Origin of the sequence: Streptosporangium sp. NPDC002544 (assembly GCF_040295965.1) — a bacterium.
In the GTDB taxonomy this organism is placed as follows: domain Bacteria; phylum Actinomycetota; class Actinomycetes; order Streptosporangiales; family Streptosporangiaceae; genus Streptosporangium.
In genome coordinates this window covers 73483-99664 of the sequence record NZ_JBEOWJ010000032.1, presented here as the reverse complement: position 1 = coordinate 99664, position 26182 = coordinate 73483, and the positions used below count along the sequence as shown (strand labels likewise).

23 protein-coding genes and 1 tRNA gene are annotated in these 26182 nt (G+C 70.2%); 16 read left to right on the top strand and 8 right to left on the bottom strand.

Annotated features, from left to right (window positions below; translation table 11 throughout):
• Window positions 1–8: 8 nt before the first annotated feature.
• The 6 genes from ABT061_RS36750 to ABT061_RS36725 are packed head-to-tail and all read right to left on the bottom strand — an operon-like array spanning window position 9 to window position 6549.
• Window positions 9–935, bottom strand: coding sequence for a sulfotransferase (locus tag ABT061_RS36750; RefSeq protein WP_350926809.1), 927 nt, complete (start codon window positions 933–935; stop codon window positions 9–11).
• Complete coding sequence (locus ABT061_RS36745; protein WP_350926807.1) at window positions 920–2218, bottom strand: lipopolysaccharide biosynthesis protein; 1299 nt, start codon at window positions 2216–2218, stop codon at window positions 920–922. The genes ABT061_RS36750 and ABT061_RS36745 overlap by 16 nt, the downstream gene beginning before the upstream one ends.
• Window positions 2206–3063, bottom strand: a complete 858-nt coding sequence (locus tag ABT061_RS36740) for a sulfotransferase family protein (RefSeq protein WP_350926805.1) — start codon at window positions 3061–3063, stop codon at window positions 2206–2208. Before ABT061_RS36740 ends, ABT061_RS36745 begins: the two co-directional genes overlap by 13 nt.
• Entirely contained in the window at window positions 3060–4043 is a 984-nt protein-coding gene (locus tag ABT061_RS36735; RefSeq protein WP_350926803.1) for a hypothetical protein, read from the bottom strand. The genes ABT061_RS36740 and ABT061_RS36735 overlap by 4 nt, the downstream gene beginning before the upstream one ends.
• Window positions 4040–5332 (bottom strand): hypothetical protein, encoded by a 1293-nt coding sequence (locus tag ABT061_RS36730; protein ID WP_350926801.1) that lies wholly within the window; start codon window positions 5330–5332, stop codon window positions 4040–4042. The genes ABT061_RS36735 and ABT061_RS36730 overlap by 4 nt, the downstream gene beginning before the upstream one ends.
• Window positions 5329–6549: a YveK family protein gene (locus ABT061_RS36725; RefSeq protein WP_350926799.1), complete on the bottom strand. Its 1221-nt coding sequence runs from the start codon at window positions 6547–6549 to the stop codon at window positions 5329–5331. The genes ABT061_RS36730 and ABT061_RS36725 overlap by 4 nt, the downstream gene beginning before the upstream one ends.
• A 311-nt stretch (window positions 6550–6860) precedes the next feature.
• Between ABT061_RS36725 and ABT061_RS36720 the strand changes: the two genes are divergently transcribed.
• Window positions 6861–8042 (top strand): glycoside hydrolase family 26 protein, encoded by a 1182-nt coding sequence (locus ABT061_RS36720; RefSeq protein WP_350926797.1) that lies wholly within the window; start codon window positions 6861–6863, stop codon window positions 8040–8042.
• A 36-nt stretch (window positions 8043–8078) separates the two neighbouring features.
• Here ABT061_RS36720 and cysC read toward each other — a convergent pair whose 3' ends face one another.
• Together cysC and ABT061_RS36710 are read right to left on the bottom strand one after the other, a co-directional pair.
• Window positions 8079–9308 carry an adenylyl-sulfate kinase gene (cysC, locus tag ABT061_RS36715; RefSeq protein WP_350926795.1) on the bottom strand — a complete coding sequence of 410 codons (1230 nt, stop codon included), beginning with the start codon at window positions 9306–9308 and terminating at the stop codon, window positions 8079–8081.
• A 100-nt stretch (window positions 9309–9408) separates the two neighbouring features.
• A complete protein-coding gene (locus ABT061_RS36710) occupies window positions 9409–10137 on the bottom strand; it encodes a class I SAM-dependent methyltransferase (RefSeq protein ID WP_350926793.1) in 729 nt (242 codons plus the stop codon).
• A 616-nt stretch (window positions 10138–10753) separates the two neighbouring features.
• Between ABT061_RS36710 and mfd the strand changes: the two genes are divergently transcribed.
• From mfd to ABT061_RS36635, 15 genes are all read left to right on the top strand, one after another.
• Window positions 10754–14311: a transcription-repair coupling factor gene (mfd, locus tag ABT061_RS36705; protein ID WP_350926791.1), complete on the top strand. Its 3558-nt coding sequence runs from the start codon at window positions 10754–10756 to the stop codon at window positions 14309–14311.
• Window positions 14312–14337: 26 nt separating this feature from the next.
• On the top strand, window positions 14338–14985 hold the full coding sequence (locus tag ABT061_RS36700) for a SurA N-terminal domain-containing protein (protein WP_350926789.1): 648 nt from the start codon (window positions 14338–14340) through the stop codon (window positions 14983–14985).
• A 9-nt stretch (window positions 14986–14994) separates the two neighbouring features.
• A complete protein-coding gene (locus ABT061_RS36695) occupies window positions 14995–15957 on the top strand; it encodes a nucleoside triphosphate pyrophosphohydrolase (protein ID WP_350926784.1) in 963 nt (320 codons plus the stop codon).
• 479 nt (window positions 15958–16436) lie between these two features.
• A complete protein-coding gene (gene eno / locus ABT061_RS36690; protein ID WP_350926782.1) occupies window positions 16437–17714 on the top strand; it encodes a phosphopyruvate hydratase in 1278 nt (425 codons plus the stop codon).
• A 178-nt stretch (window positions 17715–17892) separates the two neighbouring features.
• On the top strand, window positions 17893–18303 hold the full coding sequence (locus ABT061_RS36685) for an FtsB family cell division protein (protein ID WP_350926780.1): 411 nt from the start codon (window positions 17893–17895) through the stop codon (window positions 18301–18303).
• Window positions 18304–18343: 40 nt separating this feature from the next.
• A complete protein-coding gene (locus ABT061_RS36680; protein WP_350926778.1) occupies window positions 18344–18862 on the top strand; it encodes a DUF501 domain-containing protein in 519 nt (172 codons plus the stop codon).
• A complete protein-coding gene (locus tag ABT061_RS36675) occupies window positions 18859–19818 on the top strand; it encodes a Ppx/GppA phosphatase family protein (protein ID WP_350926776.1) in 960 nt (319 codons plus the stop codon). Before ABT061_RS36680 ends, ABT061_RS36675 begins: the two co-directional genes overlap by 4 nt.
• Before the next feature lie 232 nt (window positions 19819–20050).
• Window positions 20051–21112: a hypothetical protein gene (locus ABT061_RS36670; protein WP_350926774.1), complete on the top strand. Its 1062-nt coding sequence runs from the start codon at window positions 20051–20053 to the stop codon at window positions 21110–21112.
• 193 nt (window positions 21113–21305) lie between these two features.
• Window positions 21306–22106 (top strand): uracil-DNA glycosylase, encoded by an 801-nt coding sequence (locus tag ABT061_RS36665; protein ID WP_350926772.1) that lies wholly within the window; start codon window positions 21306–21308, stop codon window positions 22104–22106.
• Between the two features lie 171 nt (window positions 22107–22277).
• Entirely contained in the window at window positions 22278–23594 is a 1317-nt protein-coding gene (locus tag ABT061_RS36660; RefSeq protein WP_350926770.1) for an NAD(P)/FAD-dependent oxidoreductase, read from the top strand.
• A 173-nt stretch (window positions 23595–23767) separates the two neighbouring features.
• Window positions 23768–23840, top strand: a tRNA-Leu gene (locus tag ABT061_RS36655).
• Between the two features lie 107 nt (window positions 23841–23947).
• Window positions 23948–24331, top strand: coding sequence for a winged helix-turn-helix transcriptional regulator (locus ABT061_RS36650; protein WP_350926768.1), 384 nt, complete (start codon window positions 23948–23950; stop codon window positions 24329–24331).
• Between the two features lie 147 nt (window positions 24332–24478).
• On the top strand, window positions 24479–25264 hold the full coding sequence (locus tag ABT061_RS36645; protein WP_350926766.1) for a Bax inhibitor-1/YccA family protein: 786 nt from the start codon (window positions 24479–24481) through the stop codon (window positions 25262–25264).
• Between the two features lie 186 nt (window positions 25265–25450).
• Window positions 25451–25678: a DUF4287 domain-containing protein gene (locus ABT061_RS36640; protein WP_350926868.1), complete on the top strand. Its 228-nt coding sequence runs from the start codon at window positions 25451–25453 to the stop codon at window positions 25676–25678.
• 70 nt (window positions 25679–25748) lie between these two features.
• Window positions 25749–26159, top strand: a complete 411-nt coding sequence (locus tag ABT061_RS36635; protein ID WP_350926764.1) for a PPOX class F420-dependent oxidoreductase — start codon at window positions 25749–25751, stop codon at window positions 26157–26159.
• The last annotated feature ends 23 nt before the right edge of the window (window positions 26160–26182 follow it).

The following is a 26182-nucleotide window of genomic DNA, read 5'->3' as shown; positions in this document are numbered from 1 at the left end:
GTCGTCCGTCAGGAGGCCAGTTCCCTGACCCGGAGGGCCTCCTGCGGGCTCAGCCTGGCGTCGGCCTCGGCGAGGGCGCGGCGCGAGTCCATCGGCCGGTAGGCCGTGCGGGACAGGCCGCTCCAGGCGAAGCCGCCGCTGCTCGCGCCGGACGCGGCGGTGCACGCGCGGCGGACGCGCTCCTCGGCGCGGGCCGACCACGTCAGGCCCGCCCACCCGTACAGGCGGCGAAACTCCGTCAGCGGGTCGCGGGCCAGGTCCTCGTAGCGGGCCAGGGTTATCTGAGGATGCCGCTCGGCCAGGTCGGCGGCGGTGATCCCGGCCGCCCGCCACAGGGCCACTGCCTTGGCGATGCGGTCCTGGGAGCCGACCAGCGGGCGCAGCGCCTCCAGGTGGGGCTGGTCGCGCATCAGCAGCGGCTGTTCGAGTAGCTCGTGGAAGTAGACGGTCCAGCCGAGCCGCTGCCAGCTACCGACGAAAGCCACCGGGTCACGGAGCAGGATGACCACCCGGCACCCGAGCCGGTCGGCGAACCATCCGGCGGAGAACAGCGCGAACGGGTCGTCAAGCAGCGCCCGGCGGCCGCCCAGCCGCCCCAGCGTGAACGCGGTGCCGTACCGGACCATCCGCGCCAGGTCGTACGGTGAGCGGTTGCGGCGCAGTTCGGCCCGGAACCCGTAGCGCAGCGCGACGGTGCGGGTGAAGGCGGGCAGCCAGAGCCGCTCGTTGCCGGTGCAGATGTACTGGAAGCGGTGGCCGACCACGGAGTCGAGAACGCCAGGGGAGCCGCCAGGCGGGTGCTCGGGGTTGAGCGGTTCGTTGACGTAGACCAGTTCCCTGCTCGCCGCGAGCATCCTGCCCGTCCAGCTCGTCCCGGTCCTGGGCAACCCGGTGACCAGTACGGGGGGCGCGGCGCCCATCAGGATGCCCGCCACGGGCTCAGGGCGGCCAGGCTGTGCGCGCCGAAGGGCCGCAGGCCGTACCGGCGGTGGATGTGCCAGAGCGGCAGCAGGTTCTTGACCACCGTGCCCCCCGCCCAGCCGAGGGCGGCGCCGAGCGAGCCCAGGGAGGGGATCAGCAGCAGGTCAAGCAGCACGGTCGTGGCGACGGCGGCGGCCAGGTTGGCCAGGCTGGCGCCGGTGTGCCCGGCGGCGGTCAGCACCACGTCGGCCATCCCGCACGCGGTGGCGAGCGTCATCGTCGCGGCCAGCACGATCGCCACCGGTGCACCGGAGGCGTAGCCGTCCCCGAAGACGGCTCCGAGCAGCCACGGAGCGAGCGCCGCGTACCCGAGCCAGACCGGCCAGGTCAGCAGGGCCAGCCAGACGGTGGCCGACTGGTACAGCTCCCGGGCACGTGGCAGGTCGCCTTCGGCCAGGGCCCGTACCAGCCTCGGTTGGGTGGCCTGCGCCAGGCCCTGGCCGGCCAGCTGCCCCACGATCTTGAAACGGGTGGCGGCGGTGTAGACGGCGGCCTCGGCCGGCCCGGCCAGCAGCGCCACGATCACGATGTCCAGCCGCTGGAACACCGCCTGGATCCCGGCCGCCAGCGATCGGGGCCAGGTGTGGCGCCACAGATCGTGCGCAGTGCCCGGCAGGTAGGGCGTCCGAGGCAGCCGCCGGTGCAACCAGGCCGAGGCCAGCAGCAGTACCGGCAGGTACGGCAGTGCCCAGGCCGCGGCGAGCAGCGGCACCGAATCACGGCCCGCGAGCACCACGGCCCCGACCAGGGCGAGCTGGGCCAGCGGCTGGAGCACGCCGTCCAGCAGCACGGTCGGCCGCATCGAGCCGAACCCCCGGGTCGCGCTCACCATGACGCCCGAGCACGTCACCGCGGGCAGGGCCATCGCCAGCACCCGCAGCGCGGGGTCGGAGGTGCTGAGGATGACCGCACAGGCGGCCGCCAGCGAGAGTGACGCGACCGGGACGAGCGCCGCGCGGACATAGCCGGAGGTGCAGCGGTAGCCGAAAGGACGGGACCTGGCGATGAAGTAGACGAGCCCGTTCCCCGCGTCCAGCCGCAGGACCGTGGCGACCGCCAGGCACAGGGCGGTCGCCGAGAAGAAGGCACCCGCCGTCTCCTGGCCCACCCCCCTGGTGACCAGTACGACGGTCAGGAACTGGGCGACGGCCCCGGCGCCCGCGCCCAGCAGCCCCGCCACCCCGCTCCGCGCGGCCCCGGTCAGACCCGCCAGACGGGTGGGACTCAGCGGCGCCACGACGGCTCCCCGCCCAGCCACGAGGTCAGCAGGGTGTCCTGCTCCTCGAAGCGGCCGGCCAGCTCGCGGCGGAGCCTGCGGGGCATCGGAGCGGGTCTGGTCCGGGCGTTGTGCCGTTCGAACACCGGATCGCCGAGGTGCGGCAGCCCGAGGAAGGCCAGCACGCGGTCGTAGACGAGCTCCGGTTCGGCGAAGAGTCGGCCGCTGTCGATGACGAGCAGGCGATCCCTGCCGACCAGCGGCTCCAGCCGGGCGAGCTGCTCGGCGTAGCGGCCCCTGGCCAGGTAGGCCTGGTGGCGGTGGGCCAGGTTCGTCGAGTGCGGCGAGTCGCGCAGGGCCTGCGCCGCTCCGGCCAGCCGGTCCTCCTCCAGCTCCACGGCCCTGGCGAAGGACGGCTCCGTCTCGAACCCCCTGGCCAGTTCGTGGGCGTGCGCGGAGAAGGCCCGCTCGACGGGGTCGCGGACCAGCACGATCAGCCTGGTACCCGGCAGGTCGCGGGCGATACGGGGGCCGGCCAGGGGGTGGAACAGGTAGTAGGGCGACGACTCGAAGGCCTGAGGCCGGCAACCGTACCTGCGTGCCGGCACGGAGGCCGACATCCGCAGTGGAAAGTGCGCCCGGTACCAGGACAGGCCCCGGTCGTACGCCATGTCGAAGTAGTGCACGCCCTTGCGCAGCACCGGTTTGAGGACGAGCGGGTGCTGGGACAGGGCGCGGTACAGGGAGGTGGTACCGCAGCGCTGCGCCCCGACGATGAGGAAGGAGGGCAGCACCCGGCTCCCCGAGGTGAGGCGTCCCATGCCCCACGTGGCCGCGTGGAGCGAGCGCTTCAGCGCGGGTTTCAAAGCAGGGTCTCCTGGGAGTCGACGACGGGGTTGAGCCAGAGTTCCGGTGGTCCGAGGGGCGCGTGGCCGTCGGCCGTGTGCCGGTCGGCGAGCGCGATCAGGTAGCGGATGGCGGTCAGCCGGGATTCGGAGGCCGACAGCCCGAACGGGGCCAGGACCCGCAGGGCCCGCGCCACACAGGCTCTGGCGGCGGTGGCCGGACCGTCGCGGCGCAGGGCCCGCTGGAAGAAGTGGTGGACGGCGTCGAAGCCGAGCGGTACTCCGGTGCCGAACCGCTCCCAGTCCCAGACCAGCAGCCGCCCGTCGGGGCCCCGCGAGATGTTCCAGGGCGTCAGGTCACCGTGCCAGGCGAACCCCTGCCCGGCAGCCTGAGTGGAGCCTCCGAAGGCACGATATGCCGGGTCCGGGAGGTTTCCGGGGGGCGCGCGGTCCGGGACCGGCTCCGCGGGGATGCGGGCGATCTCGGCGATCGCGTCGGTGAGGACACCACGGGGGATCCGTCCCCGCCGTATCGGGAGCGGGGTCAGCGCCAGCACGGACAGGCCGCGCCAGGATCCGTGGTGCAGCACGGCGGGCGGGACGACCGTCTTCAGCGGCACGCCGGCCAGCAGGTCGAGCGTCCGCGCCTCGTGTGCGACAAGCTCCCTGGTCAGGTCGGTGTCGCCGACCTTCACGAAGGCGATCGGCCCGTCGGGGCCGCGTGCCTCCAGGATCGGCTTGCGGTTGGCGCGCAGGGCGGGGCGCACGCGCAGCGTGACGCGGACGGGGGTGTCGAACACCTCGCTCAGGTGGTTCTCGATGCCGTCCTGCCCAGACGGCACGATGAGCCTCCCGCCGGGGTGCCACCAGGCGCGGGGGACCAGCCTGCGGGGGAGCAGCCGGTGGGGGAGCAGGGTGTAGGGTCTCGGGGCGCCGGGACCGGGGAACAGCAGGTCGATGGTCTCGTCGAGGTAGCGCAGACGGGCGCGCGCGTCGTTCATGCGGCGGTGCTCTCCATCGAGTTCCTCCAGAGCAGCGCGAAGGAGATCAGATACAGGCTGAGCGGTGTGAACAGCCCGTCGTAGACGAACATGTAGAGCAGGGTGAGGATCATCACGAGAACCCCCGCCATGCCGATCGGGCTCCGGTCGCGCCAGTGGCGGCGGACGGCCCCGGCGAAGAACGCCACGTAGAGCACGGCCCCGGTGAATCCCTGCGTGATCATCAGGTACCAGAGCTGGCCGTCGCTCCCCAGCGGCGGGTGGCCGCAGGTGGGACACCAGCCGCTCCTGCCGGTGGTGATCGTCCGGTGGTTGCCCATGGCGTTTCTGGTGTTGCCGTAGCCGATGAACGGTGAGGTGCCCGCGGCGGCGACGGTCGCCGACACGGTGAAGGCGCGGATGTCGTTGCTGTGCGGGCTGTCCAGCCGCTGGGCCACCATCGCCTGTAGCGGGCTGAGGGCGAACACCAGCGCCCCCGCGGCCAGAGCCGAGCAGGCCGCGATGCGGGCCCGCGTGCCCAGGCGCACCAGGACGTACGCGGCGGCGACGCCGAGCCCGATCCACAGGCCGCGGTTGAGCGAGTAGACGACGGGGATCGCGGCCAGCGCGGTCAGCGGGATCATGGCCAGGCGCCTGCGCGGGCCGCCGTACACCCACCAGCCGATCACGAACCAGACGAGCAGCACCGAGATGTTGCCGCCCCAGGCGTTGGCCCACTCGAAAGGCGCCTCCGGGCGGGGGGAGGCGTGGCCGAGGACCTTCTGCACCTGGGCGGCGGTGGGATGGATCAGGTTGTGGACGAAGGGATTGCCGCTGATCCAGCCGGGGAGGATCAGCTCGACCGGTGAGGTGAACTCGGCGCGCGGGGCGAACACGCCCAGCAGGCCGCCCGCCACGGTCGTGACGAACAGCGCGCCGAGCATGCGCACCAGGGTGAGCTGGGGCAGCTCCTCCTCCGTCAGGTTGCCGAGGTAGAGCACCATGATCGTCAGCGACAGGTAGAGGCAGAGACGCATCAGGTAGCCGACGAGCCGCCCGGCGCCGAACTCGCCGTAGGTGCCCGGCGGCATCTCGCCGAGCATCAGCGCGCTGATCAGGTAGCCCGCCAGGAGCAGCAGCCAGAGCCCGAACCCGCGCGGCGCCCTGATCGGCCGCCTCCGCAGCAGGATCAGGGCCATCGCCGGGGCCACCACGACCACCGACAGGCCGCCGAAACCGAGCGCCCACCAGAGTGGATATCCCACCAGGAGCGCGGCGATCGGCCAGGCGGCCGGACGCAGCCTCCTCACAGCCGATGTCCCCTCCGCCCGGCTGTGGCCTGCCGTCCGGATGGAACGTTCCCGTACGTCCCGGGCGCGGCCCCGGTGTCCGGGGAGTCCGGTGCGGCCCGGTCACCGCCCGCCAGGCCCGCGAGGGGCCGTTCGGTTCTCCTGGGGCGCGCCGCGCCGGGCTGTGCCGCGGACGAGATGTGCGGGGTCCGCGCGGGGCCGGGCGGGAGATCGGGTGGGGCGGCGTCACCGCCGCCGACGAAGGCGCCGATCACACGGACTCCGCGGTCGTTCAGGGTCCGTACCGCGTCCCTCACCTCGCGTGAGGAGGTGCCCGGCACGGCGACCACGAGCACCGCGCCCGCCAGGCCGCGGATCTCCTCGCCGCCGAGGGCGTCCAGACCGGTCAGACGCCTGACGTCGGCGGTGGTCCGCAGGGCGGTGTCGAGGCGGTCACGGAGCCAGGCGACCCCGACCCCGCAGAGCAGTCCCGCCATGAGGCCGCTGCCCAGGTAGAGGGGCGGGCGGGGAGCGCTGGGGGCGGTGGGTGCCACCGCCTTGCTGATCACCGATCCGGGAGTGACGGCGATGGTCTTGAGGGCGTCGTACCTGGCGGTGAGGGTTTGGGCCTGGCGGCCGAGGATGTCCTGCCGCCGGAGGGCGAGGGCTCGCTCCGTGGTGCCCCTGCTCAGCAGGGGAAGCGTGGTGGCGACCTTGGCGAGGCCCGCGTTGACCTGCCTCAGCTTGACCAGCACGGCCTTGAGCTGGGCCGTGAGCATCTGGGTGGACGACTCCCGGCGCTGGGCCAGGTAGGCGAGGGCGTAGGCGCTCGCGCCCGAGGCGGCCGCCTTCGGGTCGGCGGCGGTGCAGGAGATCTCCAGGACCGAGGTGTTGGGCGGTACGGAGACCACGGCGGGACAGCCGGGAGCGCCGGACAGCTCGCGGGCCTTCGCCGCGACCACCGCGGACCGGGCGACCTGGGCCTCGGTGTCGAGGTTGAGCGGTTCGCGCTGGCGGTTGGTGACCTGGTTGGTCTGTTCCGGCGAACCGGTGGCGGTCACCAGGACCTGAGCGGAGGCGGTGTAGGAGGGCGGGGTGAGCCGTAGCAGGGCGGCGCCGCCACCGGCTCCGGTGAGGAGCAGGGAACAGATGATCAGCCATCGGCGGCGGAGGAGCGACGCGTAGTCCGCCAGGTCTCCGCCTGCGCGGCGGCCGGGGGCGTCCGGTGACGGGCTCATGTTTCGCGGGTGCCTCTCCGGCGAACAGACGCTGGGAACCTTAGGAACTATAGGTCGGCCGCCCATTCTCACGAACCAATACACAAGATTTTCTTCGCGTCGATCCTGCTAATCACGGTGAGATAACGGTTATTTATCCGATATTTCCTGCCGGTCGCTCCGAGGCTCCGGCATGGACCGGTAAAGTCGGGGACGAGGCACGTCCAGGCGATGGGAAGGTGTTTCCCGGTGATGGTCGAAGAATGCGTGCGCGCGACGGCTGTGAGGAACCGGTGCATCGGACAAATGCCACTATGGACATAATTCCGCGTATGGTAAAAATTGCCGGTTCGGCTGTCGTCCTGGCGCTGGGACTGGGCACTCTCGGACTGGGCATTGCGGGGCTGAGCGGGCGCGGCCAGACCTCCAGCGCCTCGAAGACCTCCGATGCCGCCGGTGCCCGGCAGACGCCGGACATGCCGGGCACGCCGGGCACCTCGCCGGGAGCGGAGAGTCCCGGTGCGTCCCGGGAGCCTCGGACGCCCGCGCGGGTGCCGGGCCCGACGGGCGAGCGTCCACGGGCCGCCTGCGAGGTCAGCGGAAGGCTCGTCCCCTCCTGCGGCGCCTGGTGGGGCGTCGCGCCGGAGATCTTCACCGGGAGGCGTCCCGAGCGGGCGCTGGCCGGAGCCGAGCGGCGGATGGGTCGCCCGGCCGACATCATGCACGTCTACCACCGGGGGGACGAGCTCTTCCCGACCCCTGCGGAGCGCGCCATCGCCCGCGATCCCGACGGCCGCAGGCTCCTGCTGATCAACTGGAAGCCCTCCCTGGACCACACCTGGGAGCAGATCGCGCACGGGGCGCTGGACGAGCGGATCGACCGGCTGGCCGCCCACATCGTGAGGACCTTCCCGGAGAAGTTCTTCCTCACGGTCCACCACGAGCCGGAGAACGACGTCCGGGAGGCCCACGGCGCGGGAATGTCCGCGGCCGACTACGCGGCGATGTTCCGGCACGTGGTGCGGCGCCTGCGACACGGGGGCGTGACCAACGCCGTCACCGTGATGACCTACATGGGGGCGCCCAACTGGGCGTCGAAGCCCTGGTTCGAGAGGCTCTACCCCGGTGACGACGTGGTCGACTGGGTGGGGATGGACCCCTACGTCGACCACCGGGTCCACAGCTTCGACGGGCTGGTCAACAAGACCCGGCCCGACTTCCCCCGGTGGCCGGGGTTCTACCGCTGGATGAGTGAGCGCTTCCCGGGAAAGCCCGTCATGCTCGCCGAGTGGGGCGTCTTCGAGCGCCACGACCGGCCCGGGTTCAAGGAGTGGTTCTTCGCCTCGGTACGCGAGGAGATCCGCGACTACCCGCGGATCAAAGCCCTGGTCTACTTCGACTCGCCACGCGCCCCCCGGGGCGACACCCGCTTCGACACCACCCCCGGCGGCCGGCGGAGCTTCGCCGAACTCGCCCGCGACCCGCACCTCGACGCCACCGTCCCCGCGGACTGATCCCGACGTCGGCGCGGGCCACGGGGCCGGGATCCGTCAGCGGATCCAGCCGCCCTGGATCAGCGGGTCGAGCACCTGGTGCACGGCCCGGTCCACGCTGATGCCTGTGGTGTCGATCTCCAGATCGGCGTCGTCCGGCTCCTCGTACGGATCGGAGATGCCGGTGAACTCGGGAATGAGCCCCGCGCGGGCCTTGGCGTAGAGCCCCTTGCGGTCGCGGCGCTCACACTCCGCCAGCGGGGTGGAGACGTGGACCAGCAGGAAGTCGGCGCCGACGGCCTCGACCATCGCGCGAACCTCCTCGCGGGTGGCGGCGTAGGGTGCTATGGGCGCGCAGATCGCCAGGCCGCCGTGCCTGGCGACCTCGGCGGCGACGAAGCCGATGCGGCGGATGTTGAGGTCGCGGTCCTCTTTGGAGAAGGTCAGCCCCGCCGACAGCAGGTGGCGCACCACGTCGCCGTCGAGGTAGGTCACCGTGCGGCTGCCACGCTCGAGCAGCGCGTCGCGCAGTCCCCGGGCGACGGTCGACTTGCCGGAGCCGGACAGGCCGGTGAAGAAGATCACCAGCCCCCGCCGGTGCGGGGGCCCGGGAATCGTCACGGGGTCCGGACCCGCCAGGTGCTCGGTCGCGCCGTAGGCCTCGGCCACGCGCTCGCGCAGCTCCAGATCGATGGCGGGCTCCCTGGGCGCCAGAGGCACCACCGCCACGAGCGTGCCCTCCGGCAGCCTGTCGCGGGCCTTGAGCGCGGCACGGACCACCGCGGGCCCACCCTCGCCGTACGCCAGCGGGAGAAGCAGGATCGACGCCTTCAGCTCCTGCGCGGTCGCCACGATCTCGTCGAGGTCGCCCAGCGGCCCGCGCATGGTGACGGCCAGGACCGCCTCCTGCTCGCCCACCTCCTCGCGGACCCGCGCCGGGGTGTGGCGGAGCCGGGCGAACGGCCCGTGCTCGGGGGCGTCCAGGGCAGCCACGGGGCCGGCGACGAAGCCGTCCTCGCGCCCGGTGACGGTCAGCACGGCCAGTGCCGCGCCCTCGGGGTCGCGCAGGGTGATCCGGTCGCCGGGGGCGGCGGGGTGGTCGTCGGGCAGCGTGAGGGTGACCGGCGCGGGCCACGGGGTGCCGTCGGTGAGCGTGCCGTGCTCGTCCACGGAGTGCGCGTCGGCCGAGCTCAGAAAGCCCGTCAGCGGGCTGAGGGCGCCGGAGAGCAGCAGTTCGAGGTCGGCCAGCTCGCGGGCGTCGGGGGTCCACTCGAAAGGCGCCGTCATCTGCTCCCGCTCCACAATCCCGATCGTCGGACTTTCCGGTCCCGCCTGCTCAGGATGGGCGCCCCGTCCGGCGACCCCGGCTCCACCGCTCCGGCGGATCTCAGATCAGCCGGGCGAAATGGCTCTGGGGCTTGCGGATCACCATGGTTATCTCGTCGTGAGACGCGGGCCGGCGTCCCCTGGAGAGGACCTCCACCACCGAGCAGGCGGCGCGGGCAAGCTTACCGAGAGGTCCGTTGAGCGCGGGCCCGCTGCCGGCGGAGATGTCCTCGGTCACCATCAGCCCGCGCACCAGGCAGAAGGAGTGCATCCCCTCGCGCGAGGCGATCTGCTCGTAGACGGCGGGCAGCGGGCCCACCGTTCCCGCGGGGACGAACCTGCGCCACAGCATCCGCCGCAGTCTCGACGGCGTCAGCCGGTCGCAGGCCCCGTACGCCGAGGCCCGGTCGCGCATTCTGACCAGCAGCAGCCCGCCGGGGCGCAGACCGGTGAGCAACCGGTCGAGCACCAGCTCGGCGTGTTCGATCCGCTCAAGCAGGAACGGCACGTAGACGACGTCGAACGCCCGCGGCGGCACCGGCACGGAGCGCAGGTCGCCCAGCGCCCACGAGTCCAGGTCCTTGCGGGCGGACGTGCTCTTACGCAACGCGGGCAGGTCCTCGTCGATCCCGATGACCCTGGCCTCCGCCTGCCCCAGATCGAGCGGTTCCGGCCATCCGCACCCGGCGATCAGGACATCGAGCCGCCGACCGAGCTGGCTGGTCCACTGCTCCCTGACCCGCTGATTCAACAGGTCGTCTCTATCGACGACCGACCTCACCTCTGACATGTAACCGAGAGTAGTCAACTCAGCACGATTCATCGCGCATTTACCGCTGTTGCATGGCGACGCTAACGCGTCGCGGTGAGGCCGCTCTTGTCCGGCTCCTTCCCTCGTCGAGGAAGGTCGCTCGTTCCTCGCGACCTTCCTCTCCTCAGTCCAGTCGCCGGCGCGGCCTCACGGGTAGTCCCCCAAGGGAAGGCATGGGGCACGTCCCCGGGGTGATTCTTGAGGTGGGAGAACGGCGCGTCCCTTCTCCTAGTCCAGTCGCCGGCGCGGCCTCGCGGGTTGTTGGCGACGCTGGCGCGTCGCGGTTCGGCCGCTGGGATCCGGCTCCTTCCCCCGTCGAGGGAGGTCGCTCGTTCCTCGCGAGTTGCCAGCGACGCTGCACGTCGCGGTGAGGCCGCTCTTGTCCGGCTCCTTCCCTCGTCGAGCGGGGTCGCTCGTTCCTCGCGACCCCGCTCTCCTCAGTCCAGTCCCCGGCGCGGCCTCACGGCTGCGGGCGGTACTGTGCGCCCGAAGGCCGGAGCATCGGTCGGCGATTCGGTAGCCTTGACCAGGTACCCCCCGTGTCCGTACGGCTCGGGGCTGTCGTGTTGCCGTCGTGGGGCTGTGGGCGAATCTGATGAGTCTTTCCGGACTTCTGGACCTTGTCGCCGGGGAGCCTGAGCTGGCTTCCCTTCTTCGGGATGTGCGCGGGGGCGACTCGTCCGACGTGTCGCTGGTCGCGCCGCCTGCGCTCCGTCCCTTCGCGGTGGCCGCGCTGGCCAGGGAGGGCGCGGAGAAGGCGGCCAGGACCGTCCTCGCGGTGACCGCGACCGGCCGCGAGGCCGAGGATCTCGCCTCGGCCCTCACCAGCCTCCTGGACGAGAACACCGTCGCGGTCTTCCCCGCCTGGGAGACGCTCCCGCACGAGCGCCTGTCGCCGCGCAGCGACACCGTGGGCCAGCGCCTGGCGGTGCTGCGCAGGCTGGCCCACCCGGTCGAGGGCGACCTCTCGGCCGGCCCGCTGCACGTGGTGGTCGCGCCGATCAGGGCGCTGCTCCAGCCGATCGTGCGCGGCCTGGGCGACCTGCGACCGGTGCGATTGCGCGCCGGGGACGACGCCGACCTCGACAGCGTCGTCCACAGCCTGGTGGAGAACGGCTATCACCGGGTCGACATGGTGGAGAAGCGCGGGGAGGTCGCCGTCAGGGGCGGGCTGCTCGACGTCTTCCCGCCGACCCAGGAGCACCCGCTCCGACTGGAGTTCTGGGGCGACACCGTCGAGGAGATCCGCTGGTTCAAGGTCGCCGACCAGCGCTCGCTGGAGGTGGCCGAGGACGGGCTGTTCGCCGCCCCCTGCCGGGAGTTGCTGCTGACCGCCGAGGTCAGGGAGAGGGCGAGGGAACTCGCCGAGACGCACCCCTCGCTGGCCGAGATCCTGGAGCAGCTGGCCGAGGGCGTGCCGATGGAGGGCATGGAGGCGTTCGCGCCGGTGCTCGCCGGGGAGATGGACCTGCTCGTCGACCACCTGGGGGAACGAGCGGCGATCTTCGTGTGCGACCCGGAGCGCATTCGCGGGCGTGCGGACGAGCTGGTGCGGACCAGTCAGGAGTTCCTGGAGGCGTCCTGGATCAACGCGGCGTCCGGCGGCGAGGCGCCGATCGACCTGGGCGGGGCGGCGTTCCGCACCCTGGAGGAGATCCGCGACCACGCGCGGCAGCTCGGCCAGCCCTGGTGGTCGCTCGCGCCGTTCGGTGTCGAAGGCGAGAGTGACGGTGCTCGGGGCGGTGGGCCGGACGGCGGGCTGGTGCTGCGGGCGCGCGAGGCGGAGGCCTACCGGGGCGACACCCAGCGGGCGCTGTCGGACATCAAGGGCTGGCTCGACTCCGAGCGGGTGGTCGTCCTGCTGAGCGAGGGCCACGGCCCCGCCGAGCGCATGGTCGAGCTGCTCAAGGGCGTCGACCTGCCCGCGCGCCTGGAGCCGGGCCTTGAGCGGATCCCCGGCTCCAAGGTCGTCCACGTCACCACCGGCCTGATCGAGCACGGGTTCGTCACCCCGTCACTGGCCGTGCTGACCCACCTCGACCTGGTCGGCCAGAAGGCGTCGACCAAGGACATGCGGCGGTTGCCGTCCCGGCGCCGCAACATGGTCGATCCGCTCCAGCTCAAGGTCGGCGACAACGTCGTGCACGAGCAGCACGGCGTGGGCCGCTACGTCGAGATGGTGCAGCGCACCGTACAGGGCGCCACCCGTGAGTACCTGGTGATCGAGTACGCCAAGGGCGACCGGCTCTACGTGCCGACCGACCAGCTCGACGAGGTCACCCGCTACGTCGGCGGCGAGTCGCCCACGCTCAACCGGATGGGCGGCGCCGACTGGGCCAAGGCCAAGACCAAGGCCAAGAAGGCGGTCAAGGAGATCGCCGGAGAGCTGATCCGCCTGTACTCCGCCCGGATGGCCTCGCCGGGACACGCCTTCGCGCCCGACAGCCCGTGGCAGCGCGAGATGGAGGACGCCTTCCCCTACGCCGAGACCGGTGACCAGCTTGAGGCCATCGACGAGGTCAAGCGTGACATGGAGCGCCCGATCCCGATGGACCGGCTGATCTGCGGCGACGTGGGCTACGGCAAGACCGAGATCGCGGTGCGGGCGGCGTTCAAGGCGGTGCAGGACGGCAAGCAGGTGGCGGTCCTGGTGCCGACCACGCTGCTGGTGCAGCAGCACATGTCGACCTTCGCCGAGCGGTTCTCCGGATTCCCGCTCAACGTCAGGCCGATGTCGCGGTTCCAGAGCGACGGTGAGGTCTCCGCGACCCTGGAGGGTCTGCGCGAGGGCTCGGTCGACGTGGTGATCGGCACGCACCGGCTGTTCTCGTCCGAGGTCAGGTTCAAGCAGCTCGGCCTGATCATCATCGACGAGGAGCAGCGGTTCGGCGTCGAGCACAAGGAGGCCATGAAGCACATGCGCACCCAGGTCGACGTGCTGGCCATGTCCGCGACCCCGATCCCCCGCACGCTGGAGATGGGGCTCACCGGCATCAGGGAGATGTCCACGATCCTCACCCCGCCCGAGGAGCGGCACCCGATCCTCACCTTCGTCGGCCCGTACGACGAGAAGCAGATCGGTGCCGCGGTCCGGCGCGAGCTGATGCGCGACGGCCAGGTCTTCTTCGTGCACAACCGGGTGGCCAGCATCAACAAGGTCGCGGCCATGCTGCGCGAGCTCGTGCCCGAGGCCAGGATCGCCGTCGCGCACGGCCAGATGCAGGAGCACCAGCTGGAAAAGATCATGGTGGGCTTCTGGGAGCGCGACTTCGACGTGCTCGTCTGCACCACGATCGTCGAGTCGGGCCTGGACGTGCCCAACGCCAACACCCTGATCGTCGACCGGGCCGACAACTACGGTCTCTCCCAGCTCCACCAGCTGCGCGGCCGGGTCGGCCGGGGCCGCGAGCGCGGCTACGCCTACTTCCTGTACCCGCCGGAGAAGCCGCTCACCGAGACCGCCCACGAGCGCCTGGCCACCATCTCCCAGCACACCGAGATGGGCGCGGGCATGTACGTGGCGATGAAGGACCTGGAGATCCGCGGCGCGGGCAACATCCTGGGCGCCGAGCAGTCGGGTTTCATCGCGGGCGTCGGCTTCGACCTGTACGTGCGGATGATGGCCGAGGCGGTGCAGGAGCAGAAGGCCAAGCTGGCCGGCACCTACCAGGAGGACGAGCGGCCCGACGTCAAGGTCGAGTTGCCGATCAACGCCCACATCCCGCACGACTACGTCACCTCCGAGCGACTGCGGCTGGAGGCGTACAAGCGGATCGCCGCGATCGGTTCCGACTCCGACATCGGCGCGGTGCGCGACGAACTCGTCGACCGGTACGGACGGCCGCCCCAGCAGGTGGAGAACCTGCTCGAGGTCGCCCGCTTCCGGATTCGCGCCCGCCGTGCCGGGCTCACCGATGTCACCCTGCAGGGCCAGAACATCAAGTTCGCGCCGGTGGAGCTGAAGGACTCCCAGCAGGTCAGGCTCCAGAGGCTGTACCCGAAGGCACTGCTGAAGCAGGCGGCCGGTACGTTGCTGGTGCCCGTACCCAAGACCAGGCCCCTCGGGGGCCAGCCGCTGCGCGATCTGGACCTGCTCAAGTGGTGCGGGGATCTCGTCGAGGCGATGTTCCTCGAAACCGCGCGGGTAGAGTAAGCACGTTTGTCGTGAAGGGAACGCATGTGAAGTCGACCCGAGTGCGCGTCATCCTGGCGGTCGCCGCCGCCGGTGTCGCGCTGACCGCCTGCTCTCCGAACCAGATCGGCGCCGCCGCCGTCGTGGGTGGAGAGCGCATCAGCTCCAGCGAGCTGAGCAAGAACGTCCGCGAGTACGAGGAGGCGCTGTCCAAGGCGGGCGTCTCCGCCTCGCAACTGCAGTTCCAGGACAGCGTCCCGCAGCTCGTGCTCTTCCAGCTGGCCAATGCCAAGCAGTACACGAAGGTCGCGGAGAGCAAGGGCATCACGGTCACCGACGGCGAGATCGACCAGGTGATCGCGGGCCAGGGCGGCCAGGAGAAGTTCGAGCAGCAGATGCTCCAGCAGGCGGTGGCCCCCTCGCACGCACGCGAGTTCATGAGGTCGCAGGTGCTGATCAGCAAGCTCGTCGCCAAGTACGGCGGCGGCACCGACGAGGCGGCCATCCAGCGCGGCCAGCAGCAGGCGATCAAGGACCTGCAGGCCATGCCGATCACCTGGAACCCGCGCTACGGCCAGCTCAACCGGCAGCGGAGCCAGGAGCAGCCGAGTGTCTTCGTCGACGCCGGCCGGTTCGGTGCCGCCGGGGGCCCCGCCGCCCCTGCCGCCGAGCAGCCCGAGACCCCGCAGCAGTAGCCTCCGGGCATGTCGCTGATCATCGTCACCACCTCGCCCCGGGTCGCCCCGGGGCTGCTCAGCCATCGCGCCTGGCAGGTTCTCGGACAGGGCCCGGTCCGCACCGGGGCCGCGGACCATCCGCACCTGCCCTACCTGGCGGAGGCCGGGGTCGACGTCGAGGTGGTCGCCTGCGACCCCGCCGCGCTGGTCCGCGAGGCGGTGGCGGCGACGGTCGTGTGGCTGGAGGCCGACGAGGCGCTGATGCGCTCCATCGGCCACGCCGCCGTGGCGCTTGAGGAACCGCCGGTGATCGAGGTCGTCCCCGGCTCGTACGACCTGCCGGGCGCGCGGCTGCTCGACCTGGTCTCGGTGATGGACCGGCTGCGGGTCGAATGCCCGTGGGACGCCCGGCAGACCCACGAGTCCCTGGCCCCGTACCTCATCGAGGAGGCCTACGAGGTGCTGGAGACCATCGAGGAGGGCGACCACGCGGCACTGCGCGAGGAGTTGGGCGACCTGCTCCTCCAGGTGGCCTTCCACGCGCGGGTCGCCCGCGAGCGGCCGGACGGGTTCGACGTCGACGACGTGGCCGACGGGATCGTCGCCAAGCTCGTCCGCCGCCACCCGCACGTCTTCGCCGACACCCGGGTGGAGGGCGCGGGCGAGGTCAGTGCCAACTGGGAGACCATCAAGGCGGCCGAGCGCGCGGCCAAGAGCGGCGGCGATCCGGGCTCGGTGGTCGACGGCGTCCCGATGGGCCAGCCCGCGCTCTCCCTCGCCGCGCAGCTCCTGCGCCGCGCCGAGCGCGCCGGAGCCCCGGCGGACCTCCCCGAGGGGGTGCCCGCCGACGGCCTGGGAGCGAAACTCTTCGAGCTGGTACGGCAGGGGCACGCGGCCGGTCTCGACCCCGAGGCCGAGTTGCGCGCCGTCGCCCGCGCCTACCGCGACCAGGTGCGGCGGGCTAATGGCGACGCTAACGCGTCGCGGTGAGGCTGTGTTGACGGCGACGCTAACGCGTCGCGGTTCGGCCGCTGGGATCCGGCTCCTTCCCTCGTCGAGGGAGGCCGCTCGTTCCTCACGACCTCCCTCTCCTCAGTCCAGTCGCCGGCGCGGCCTCACGGGTTGTTGGCGACGCTGGCGCGTCGCGGTTCGGCCGCTGGGATCCGGCTCCTTCCCTCGTCGAGGGAGGCCGCTCGTTCCTCGCGACCTCCCTCTCCTCAGTCCAGTCGCCGGCGCGGCCTCACGGGAAGTCCCCCAAGGAAGGGCATGGGGTACGTCCTCAGGGGCTCCTTGGGGTGGTCTCCTCGGTCCAGTTACCGGCGGGATCTGAGGCGTTGGCGGTGGGGCGCCTTCGGGTCCTCGTACGGAAATTGCGCGAACATTGTTCGGAGGCGTCCCGGTCGCCGTGTCGGCAAGTAGATCTCGGTACGCTTCTGAGGCAAACTGTCCTGCGACTTTAGGAGCGCTTCGTGGCTTCCATCGAGGGCGTTACCGCCCGAGAGATCCTTGACTCCCGGGGTAACCCGACGGTCGAGGTCGACATCCTCCTGGACGACGGCAGCCAGGGGCGTGCCGCGGTTCCCAGCGGCGCGTCCACCGGCCAGTTCGAGGCCGTCGAGCTCCGTGACGGCGACGAGCGCTACGGCGGCAAGGGCGTGGAGAAGGCGGTTCTCGGCGTGACCGACGAGATCGCCGACGAGATCATCGGGTTCGACGCCACCGAGCAGCGCAGCGTCGACCAGATCATGATCGACCTGGACGCCACGCCCAACAAGGCGCGTCTGGGCGCCAACGCGATCCTGGGCGTCTCGCTCGCCGTGGCCAAGGCCGCCGCGGACAGCGCCGAGCTGCCGCTCTTCCGCTACCTGGGCGGGCCGAACGCGCACCTGCTGCCCGTGCCGATGATGAACATCCTGAACGGCGGCGCGCACGCCGACACCAACGTCGACATCCAGGAATTCATGATCGCTCCGATCGGGGCGGAGACGTTCCGTGAGGCCGTGCGGATGGGCACCGAGGTCTACCACGCCCTCAAGGCGGTGCTGAAGGAGAAGGGCTACGCCACCGGCCTCGGCGACGAGGGTGGTTTCGCTCCGAACCTGCCCTCCAACCGTGACGCGCTCGACCTGATCCTGGTCGCCATCGAGAAGGCCGGGTACGTGCCCGGCGAGGACGTCGCGCTGGCCCTCGACGTGGCCGCCTCCGAGTTCCACTCGGGCGGCGTCTACACCATCGACGGCAAGGGCCTGTCCGCCACCGAGCTGATCGCCTTCTACGAGGACCTGGTCGCGAACTACCCGCTGGTCTCCATCGAGGACCCGCTGGACGAGAGCGACTGGGAGGGCTGGAACGCCATCACCCGCGCCCTCGGCGACAAGGTCCAGCTGGTCGGCGACGACCTGTTCGTGACCAACCCCGAGCGCCTGGCCCGCGGCATCGCCGAGGGCACCGCCAACGCGCTGCTGGTCAAGGTCAACCAGATCGGCACCCTGACCGAGACCCTCGACGCGGTGGACCTGGCCCACCGCAGCGGTTACCGCTGCATGATGAGCCACCGCTCCGGCGAGACCGAGGACACCACGATCGCCGATCTCGCCGTGGCCACCAACTGCGGCCAGATCAAGACCGGTGCCCCGGCCCGCTCCGACCGGGTGGCCAAGTACAACCAGTTGCTCCGCATCGAGGAGCTTCTGGACGACGCGGCCCGTTACGCGGGTCGGGCGGCCTTCCCGCGTTTCCGGCGGTAGTTTCTTCTGGCGGCTCGCACTCGTTCCGAGCACGGGCCGCACCTCGGGAACGCCGGTCGCGGTCCGGCGTTCCCCAGGTGCGGAGATCGGCGACCGCCGGTGTCGGAGCCGCTGTGCGGGGCACGGCGGGCGGGGAACGGTGGACGAGGCCGCGAGAACGTGGGGACGAGGAGGGCGCATGGCGACACGGCCGCAGTTGACGGGGCGGGCCGCGGTCCTCGCGATCGTGGTGTGCGCGATCGCCATGAGCCTCGCCTACCCCATCAGGGAGTACGTCGCCCAGCGCCGCCAGATCGCCCAGCTGGAGCAGGAGAAGGCCAGGGAGATCGCCGCGATCAAAGCCCTGGACGACCGCCACAAGCAGCTCCTGGACCCCGGTTTCATCAAGCGGCAGGGCAGGGAGCGGCTCTTCTACTGCGACCCCGGGCAGAAGTGCTACGTCGTCATGGGCGAGTCGCCCGCGCCGGGCAGGAACACGGCCGGTGAGCGGAGGGCGGTCGCCAAGCCACCGTGGTACGAGACGCTGTGGGACTCGGTCAAGGCCGCCGACAGTGGCACCGGGCAGAAGGCGGCCAGGGCCGCCGGGTGACGCCGATACCCTGGTTGTCATCTTCTTGGGGGTGTCACGAATGGTTGATGACCGCGACGTGGCGGCGGTGGAGCGACAGCTCGGCCGGGCGCCACGAGGACTGCGAGGGGTGGCGCACCGCTGCCCGTGCGGGCTGCCCGACGTCGTCGAGACCGCACCGAGACTGCCCGACGGATCGCCCTTCCCGACCCTGTTCTACCTCACGTGCCCCAGGGCCGCCTCGGCCATCGGCACGCTGGAGACCTCGGGGATGATGCGGGAGATGCAGGCCAGGCTCGCCGACGACGCGGAGCTGGCCGAGGCGTACCGGGCCGCCCACGAGGACTACGTGGCGCGCCGTGACAAGGCGGCCGCCGCGGACGGCCTGGAGCCGCTGCCCCGCGACATGCAGAGCACCGGGGGCATGCCCACCCGGGTCAAATGCCTGCACGCCCTGGTCGGGCACGAGCTCGCGGTGCCGGGGAGCAACCCCTTCGGCCGTGAGGCCCTTGACGCGCTCGGCGAGTGGTGGGCCGCCGGGCCGTGTGTGGACGTCGAAGACGCAGAGGAGAGCAAGTGATCCGCGTCGCCGCGATCGACTGCGGTACCAACTCCGTCCGCCTGCTCATCGCCGAGGTCGGCAGGGACAGGCTGATCGACGTCGAGCGCCGAATGGAGATCGTCCGGCTGGGGCAAGGGGTCGACGAGACCGGCAGGCTGGCGACGGACGCCCTGGAGCGTACGTTCACCGCCATGCGCGGCTATGCCGAGCTCATCGACCGGCACGCGGCCACCTCGGTCCGCGTGGTCGCCACCAGCGCGACGAGGGACGCCGCAAACCGGCAGGACTTCGTGGACGGCGTACGCGAGATCTTCGGCGTCGAGCCCGAGGTGATCACGGGCGTCGAGGAGGCGGAGCTGTCGTTCGTCGGGGCCACCCGCGAGCTGGTGCGGTTCTCGCCCGAGACGGGACTGCCCGCACCCGAAGGCACCCGCCCCCCGTACCTCGTGGTCGACATCGGCGGCGGCTCGACCGAGTTCGTGCTCGGCTCGACGCATGTGGAGGCCGCGTTCTCCGTCGACATCGGGTGTGTCCGGCTGACCGAGCGCCACCTGCGCGGCGCGGGTGACCCGCCGTCGGCGAAGGCGGTCGAGGCGGTGACCGCCGACATCGACGAGGCGCTCGACCGGGTCGCGGCCGAGGTGCCGGTGGAGCGGGCGTTGACGCTGGTCGGGCTTGCCGGTTCCGTCACCACGGTCGCCGGAATAGCGCTCGGGCTGTCTGAATATGATTCGCAGAAAATTCACCATTCGCGAATTACCGCAGGTCAGGTGCATGACATCGCGGGCAGATTGCTTGGAATGACCGTTGCGCAGCGGGCGACGATTCCCGTCATGCACCCCGGCAGGGTCGACGTGATCGGGGCGGGCGCGCTCATCCTCGACCGGATAGTGACCCGTTACGGTTTCGGCGATGTGGTCGCCAGCGAGCGCGACATCCTCGACGGCATCGCGTGGTCCGTAGCCACCTCATAACAAGACCTAGACAATTCACCCGTTTAGGGAGTATTGAGGAAGGCTTCCCGTTTATGGTTAGGTAAAGAAGCTTTAGTGGGACTTTGCCGTGGGCCCGGCACAGCTTGTTGTCGGGGCGGCAACCGTCTCCAGGGCGAATCTTGCTTCCCAACGAACGGAGCATCCCCTCATGAAGTCCGGACTAGCACGAAAGCTAGCCGCAGCAGGAGCCAGCGCGGCCATGCTGGCAACCATGGCAGTAGGCATGCTGGCCACGCCCGCAGCGGCGGCCAGTGGATCGGGTCAGACGGTCGCGGCCGTCGCCAAGCCGAAGCCGAAGCCCGCCGTGTGGGCGGGCACTCCCAAGGCGTCTCCCTCGAAGTACGAGGGTGAGTGCCCGGTCAAGGTGACCTTCTCCTCGAAGATCAAGGTGAAGGCCGTCAAGGCCAAGACCACCGTCGCCTACCGGTGGTTGCGCGGAGACGGATCCAAGGGCAAGGTCCAGACCTTCACCTTCCGCGGCAAGGGCGTCAAGAGCTTCACCGTCAAGGAGAAGTCGACCTTCAAGGGCGACGTCAAGGGCTGGCAGGCCATCCAGCTCCTGGCTCCGCGTGCCGCCACCTCCGCGAAGGGCTACTTCTCGGTCTCCTGTGGCGCCGGTGAGGACGACCACGAGGTCGTCAGGCCCGGTGTCGGTGCGCAGGTGTGGGTCGACGAGGGTAACTGCGAGGCTACCCTGATCGGTCGCATCAACACCTCCGACTCCCGCTGGGTGCGTTACCAGTGGGTCGTCAACGGCCGCGTCGTCGACCGTGACGCCGTGCGCGTCAACGGCTCGCGCAAGGTCTTCCACGTGATCAAGCCCCATGACAACTTCAGGGGCTGGGCCGCGCTGGAGATCATCGACCCGGTCGAGACCTCGTCCAACCGCGCCTACTTCAAGATCTGGTGCAAGGACACGTCGCCGAGGGCCGAGGCGTCCGTCGACAGCCTGTCGGACTACAAGGGCACCTGCCCGGTGAGCCGTACGTTCACCGGCGCGGTCAGCGTCTCGCACGGCGGCACCGTGAAGTACCGCTGGATCCGCGACGGTGTCGCGGGCGACTGGCAGAACGCCTACTTCAGCGGTCACGGCTCGCAGCGCCAGATCGTGTCCGACACCTGGACCGCCTCGGCGTCCGGCGAGGCCAAGCGTGCGATCGAGATCTACGGCGGCCCGACCAGCGGCACCGTGGTGGGTAAGGTCACCTGCGAGTCTGCCCCCCAGACTCCCGCCCCCCAGACTCCCGCCCCCGACGCGACTCTTCCCGCCTGATGGCCTGACAGTCGCGACAGCGCGCCCGGCGGCTGACGCCGGGACGTGTCCGGAGTGAAACAGGCGGCGTCCGCACCCAGCGGGCGCCGCCTGTCGCCTTTCCACTCCGATCCCCTCGCCTCCCCGGCGGGCCTGCGGGAGGCGAGGGGCCCGGTGGGCTCCGCGGTCTCCCGCATCGGGCACCATCGGATTCATGACCTGTGTTCCTCCCGGATCCGGCTGGCCCGGCGATCCCGCCCAGCCCGACACCCCCGTCGCCCACGACCCCGCCGAGGTGCGCGAGCTCGCGGAGAAGAGTGGCAGCCTCGCTGAGCTCACGGCCGCGCAGTCGGTCTGCAGGGCCTGTCCGCGCCTGGTGGAGTGGCGCGAGGAGGTGGCGACGGTCAAGAGGCGGGCGTTCGCCGAGGAGACCTACTGGGGCCGGCCCATCGCCGGATGGGGCGCGGAGCGGCCCGAGATCCTGATCGTCGGACTGGCTCCGGCGGCGCACGGCGGCAACAGGACCGGGAGGATCTTCACCGGCGACCGCAGTGGTGACTGGCTGTTCGCCTCGCTGTACCGGACGGGGCTGGCCGTACAGGAGACCAGCCTGCACGCGGGCGACGGGCAGCGGCTCGTCGGCGCGCGGATGGTGGCGGCGGTTCGGTGTGCTCCGCCCGCGAACAGGCCCGAGCCGGCCGAGCGGGCCACCTGCTTCCCCTGGCTGGCCCGTGAGGTCGCCCTGGTCTCGGCGGACGTACGGGTGGTCGTCGCGCTGGGAGGCTTCGCCTGGCAGGCGATCTGGCCCGCGCTGAAGGACGCCGGATACGCCCTGCCCCGGCCGAGGCCGCCCTTCGGGCACGGCGCCGAAGTGGAGATCACCTCCCCCGGGGGAGGTCCCGCGTACCTTCTCGGCTGCTATCACCCCAGCCAGCAGAACACCTTCACCGGCCGGGTGACCGCGCCGATGCTCGACGAGCTCTTCACCAGGGCGAACGCGCTCCGCAGCTTGTGAACTCAATCACAATCAGAAGATCAACAGGAATTTTCGCAAGAAGAGAGGATGTTTCTAACCCTCGGCGGAAATTTCGGATAAGTTGCCGGGCTTGCGGCTGGCGCGACCGGGGTCACGCACGTATCCTTGTGAAAGGTTTCACAAGCCTCGAGACTTAAGGAAGGCGTCGAAGTGGACCGCAACTCCAAGCACATCGTGGTGGTCGGTGGAGGCTATGTCGGCCTTTACACCGTGCTGCGCCTGCAGCACACGCTCCGCAAGGAACTGCGCGAAGGAAGCGTGCGAATCACTGTCCTCACCCCCGAGTCCCACATGACCTACCAGCCCTTCCTGCCCGAGGCGGCCGCCGGAAACCTCTCGCCCCGGCACGTGGTCGTCCCGCTCAGGCGCGTGCTCTCGAAGGCGACGATCCTCAACGGCAAGGTGACCAAGGTCAACCACGCCGCCAAGAGCCTCACCTTCGCGCCCAACGTCGGCACGGCGCACGAGATCGACTACGACATCGTGGTCATGGCCGCGGGCTCGATCTCCCGTACGCTCCCCATTCCGGGCCTGGCCGACGCCGCGATCGGTTTCAAGACCGTCGGAGAGGCGATCGCGCTGCGCAACCGGGTGCTCGAGCTCCTCGACCGGGCCGAGAGCGACGGCGACGAGGCCCTGCGCAAGCGGGCGCTGACGTTCGTCGTGGTCGGTGGCGGCTTCGCGGGTGTCGAGGCGCTCGCGGAGCTGGAGGACATGGCGGTCGACGCCACCCGCTACTACCGCAACATCTCCCGCGAGGACATGCGCTGGGTCCTCGTGGAGGCCACCGACCGCATCCTGCCCGAGGTCGGTCCCGAGATGGGCAAGTGGACCGCCGAGCAGCTGCGCGAGCGCGGTATCGAGGTCAAGATGAACACCCGCCTCGACTCCTGCGAGGGCGGCCTGGTCAAGCTCTCCGACGGCGACGAGTTCGAGTCCGCCACCATCGTGTGGACCGCCGGGGTGAAGCCCAGCCCGGTCGTCAACGCCGGAGACCTGCCCCTCGACGAGCGTGGCCGGATCAAGACGAGCACCCGGCTGACCGTGGTCGGCGTCGAGGACGCCTACGCGGCCGGAGACGTGGCGGGCGTACCCGACGTGACCAACCCGGGCCAGTACTGCGCGCCCAACGCCCAGCACGCCGTACGGCAGGCCAAGGTCCTCGCCGACAACATCACCCGCAGGCTCCACGGGAAGGAGCAGATCGACTACCGGCACCGGTATGTCGGCTCCGTCGCGGGGCTGGGCCTGCACAAGGGGGTCGCCAACGTCTACGGGATCAAGCTCCGCGGGCTTGCCGCGTGGTTCATGCACCGCACCTACCATCTGTCGCGGGTGCCCACGATCAACCGCAAGGTCCGGGTGACGGCCGACTGGACCCTGGCGCTCTTCTTCAAGCGCGAGACCGTCTCTCTCGGAGAGATCGAGGAGCCACGTACGGAGTTCCGCGCCGCGGCGACGACCTGAGCCTCTCCGGGGGTGGACACTCGCGTCCACCCCCGGATTCGTCGTTGCCGACGGTGTGCTATTCCTTGACCGGGTTCCCGAATCCAGGGCGGGTCCGTAGATTTGGAGCAGTGAGTCATGCGACGGTTGGCTTGAGCAGTTACGCATGAGTGGTCCGTTACGTATGATTAGGCGCCCCCGTAGCCCAATGGCAGAGGCAAACCCCTTAAAAGGGTTCGAGTGAGGGTTCGAGTCCCTCCGGGGGTACCGCATTGCCCATTCGACAATCGGTCCGTGACCAGTGCAAATGTGGTCACGGGCCGATTTTTCTTACTGCTTGGGATTCGGTGGGACCCTGGTATAAAATAGTAACCATGGGAAACGAGGCGAACCTGGAGCCGATGCTTCGGGCCAATGGGATCGCCCGGCAAGTGATCGATCACATCGGGGACAAGTGGTCCCTGCTGGTGATCGCGGCCCTGGGGCACGAGGCCCAGCGGTTCTCCCGGCTCAAGGCGCGGATCGAGGGGATCAACCAGCGCATGCTGACCCGGACGTTGCGGGCGCTGGAGCGCGACGGCATCGTCGAGCGCAACGTCTATCCGACCTCGCCGCCCAAGGTGGAATACGTGCTCACCCGGATCGGCCGCGATCTCTCGGTCACCGTGACCGGTCTCTGCGAGTGGGCGCGCCGCAACCTCGACGAGGTCGAGGCGTCGCAGCGCCTTTTCGACGAGAGATCGGCGAAGGAGATGTGAGGTCCGGGAACCAGACGCGCCGACCGTTCGTTGGCAACATCGGCGGTAGCCGTACGGTCACTTGAACAACATGGATATCAGCACGATACGGCCGTGTGACAACCGATCTAATACGCTGATCGCGTAGGTCGCAGCGTGGAGGCAGCGATGGAGAGCAAGAACCCCGTATTCAGTCGGCAGGCCAAGGGGAATCAGCAGGGATGGGGCATGCCGACCCCCACCCCTGACCAGCTTCAGGGAATGTACAACACGCCGTCGTACGCGCCGCCCGCACAGCGGACGATGACGATCGACGACGTGGTCGTGCGTGGCTTCATCACGCTCGGCACGCTCGTTGTCTCGGCGGCGGTCGCCTGGGCGCTCAACCTCGGTATGGTCGCGGCGATCGTCGGCGTCATCGTCGGCCTGGTGCTGGCCCTGGTCATCTCGTTCAAGCAGAGCACCAACCCCGCGCTGATCCTCGGGTACTCGGTGGCGTACGGCGTCGCCATCGGCGTGATCAGCCACGTTTACAACAACCTGTACAGCGGCATCGTCTTCCAGGCGGTGCTCGGCACGGCCCTGGCGTTCGGTGCCATGCTGACGGTCTACGCGTTGCGCATCATCCGGGTGACGCCGAAGTTCACCAAGTTCGTGGTGGCCGCGGGTCTGGGCCTGATGGGTCTCATGCTCGTCAACCTGCTCGCCGGCTTCTTCATCGAGGACGGCATCGGCATCCGCTCCGGTGGTCCGCTGGCCTACGTGTTCAGCATCGCCGCGATCCTCATCGGCTGCTTCTTCCTGCTGCTGGACTTCGACGAGGTCGAGCGCGGGGTGCGGGCCGGTGCCCCGGAGAAGTACTCGTGGCTGATGGCCTTCGGCCTGACCGTCACCCTGGTCTGGATCTACCTGGAGATCCTGCGCCTGCTGAGCTACTTCTCGAGTAGCGACTGACTGTGACGCCAGGAGGCCCCGCCGGATTCGATCCGGCGGGGTCTTCTTTTTTTCTGAGCGGATGTGTGAGTGAACGGAAGGCAACGGGGGATAGACGAACCGCGACGAGAGAGAGCATCTCGGGGCTTGCCATCTGCGCTTTCGTGATGCACTGTCGAGCAAAGGAGCCTATCCGTGGAGGTGCCCATGTCGTTGAACCACTCAATGGAGACGCAGAGCAAGCTGATCGCAAGGGTCCCGGATATCACGGGACGTGCACTCCCCGAGTGGTTCCGAGCAATCGACAACGGTCCGTCGTTCCTTCGCTGTGATGAGCGCGCCACCTGGCTCGCGGACGAGCACGGGCTGTCCCACGGCTATGCCGCCGCCATAGTGCACGAGCACGAGCGGCACCGCCGTACCCGCCACCTGTAAGTCGACTATCTTCGCCAAGCCCGCGCCACCTTGGTGGTGCGGGCTCTGTCATGTGCGCCATGATGAGCTCATGGATCATGAAAAGGCGCGCGGATTCATCCGCGCCAACCATCGCGCGGTCATGCTGACCTCGCACGCGGACGGACGCCCGCAGCTCTCCCCGGTCACCGTGGGGCTCGACGCGGAGGGGAACCCGATCGTCAGCACCAGGGAGACCGCGGCCAAGGTCCGCAACCTGCGTAGGGACCCGCGACTCTCGCTCTGCGTGACCACCGACGCCTTCTTCGGCGAATGGATCCAGATCGACGGCACCGCGGAGATCATCTCGCTGCCCGAGGCGATGGAGACCCTGGTCTCCTACTACCGCGACATCTCCGGTGAGCACCCCGACTGGGACGACTACCGGGCCGCCATGGAGCGGGACCGGCGGGTGATCGTGAAGATCACGATCACCCGTGCCGGCCCCGACGTCCACGGCTGACCGGGGCCTCGGGGATCAGTCCC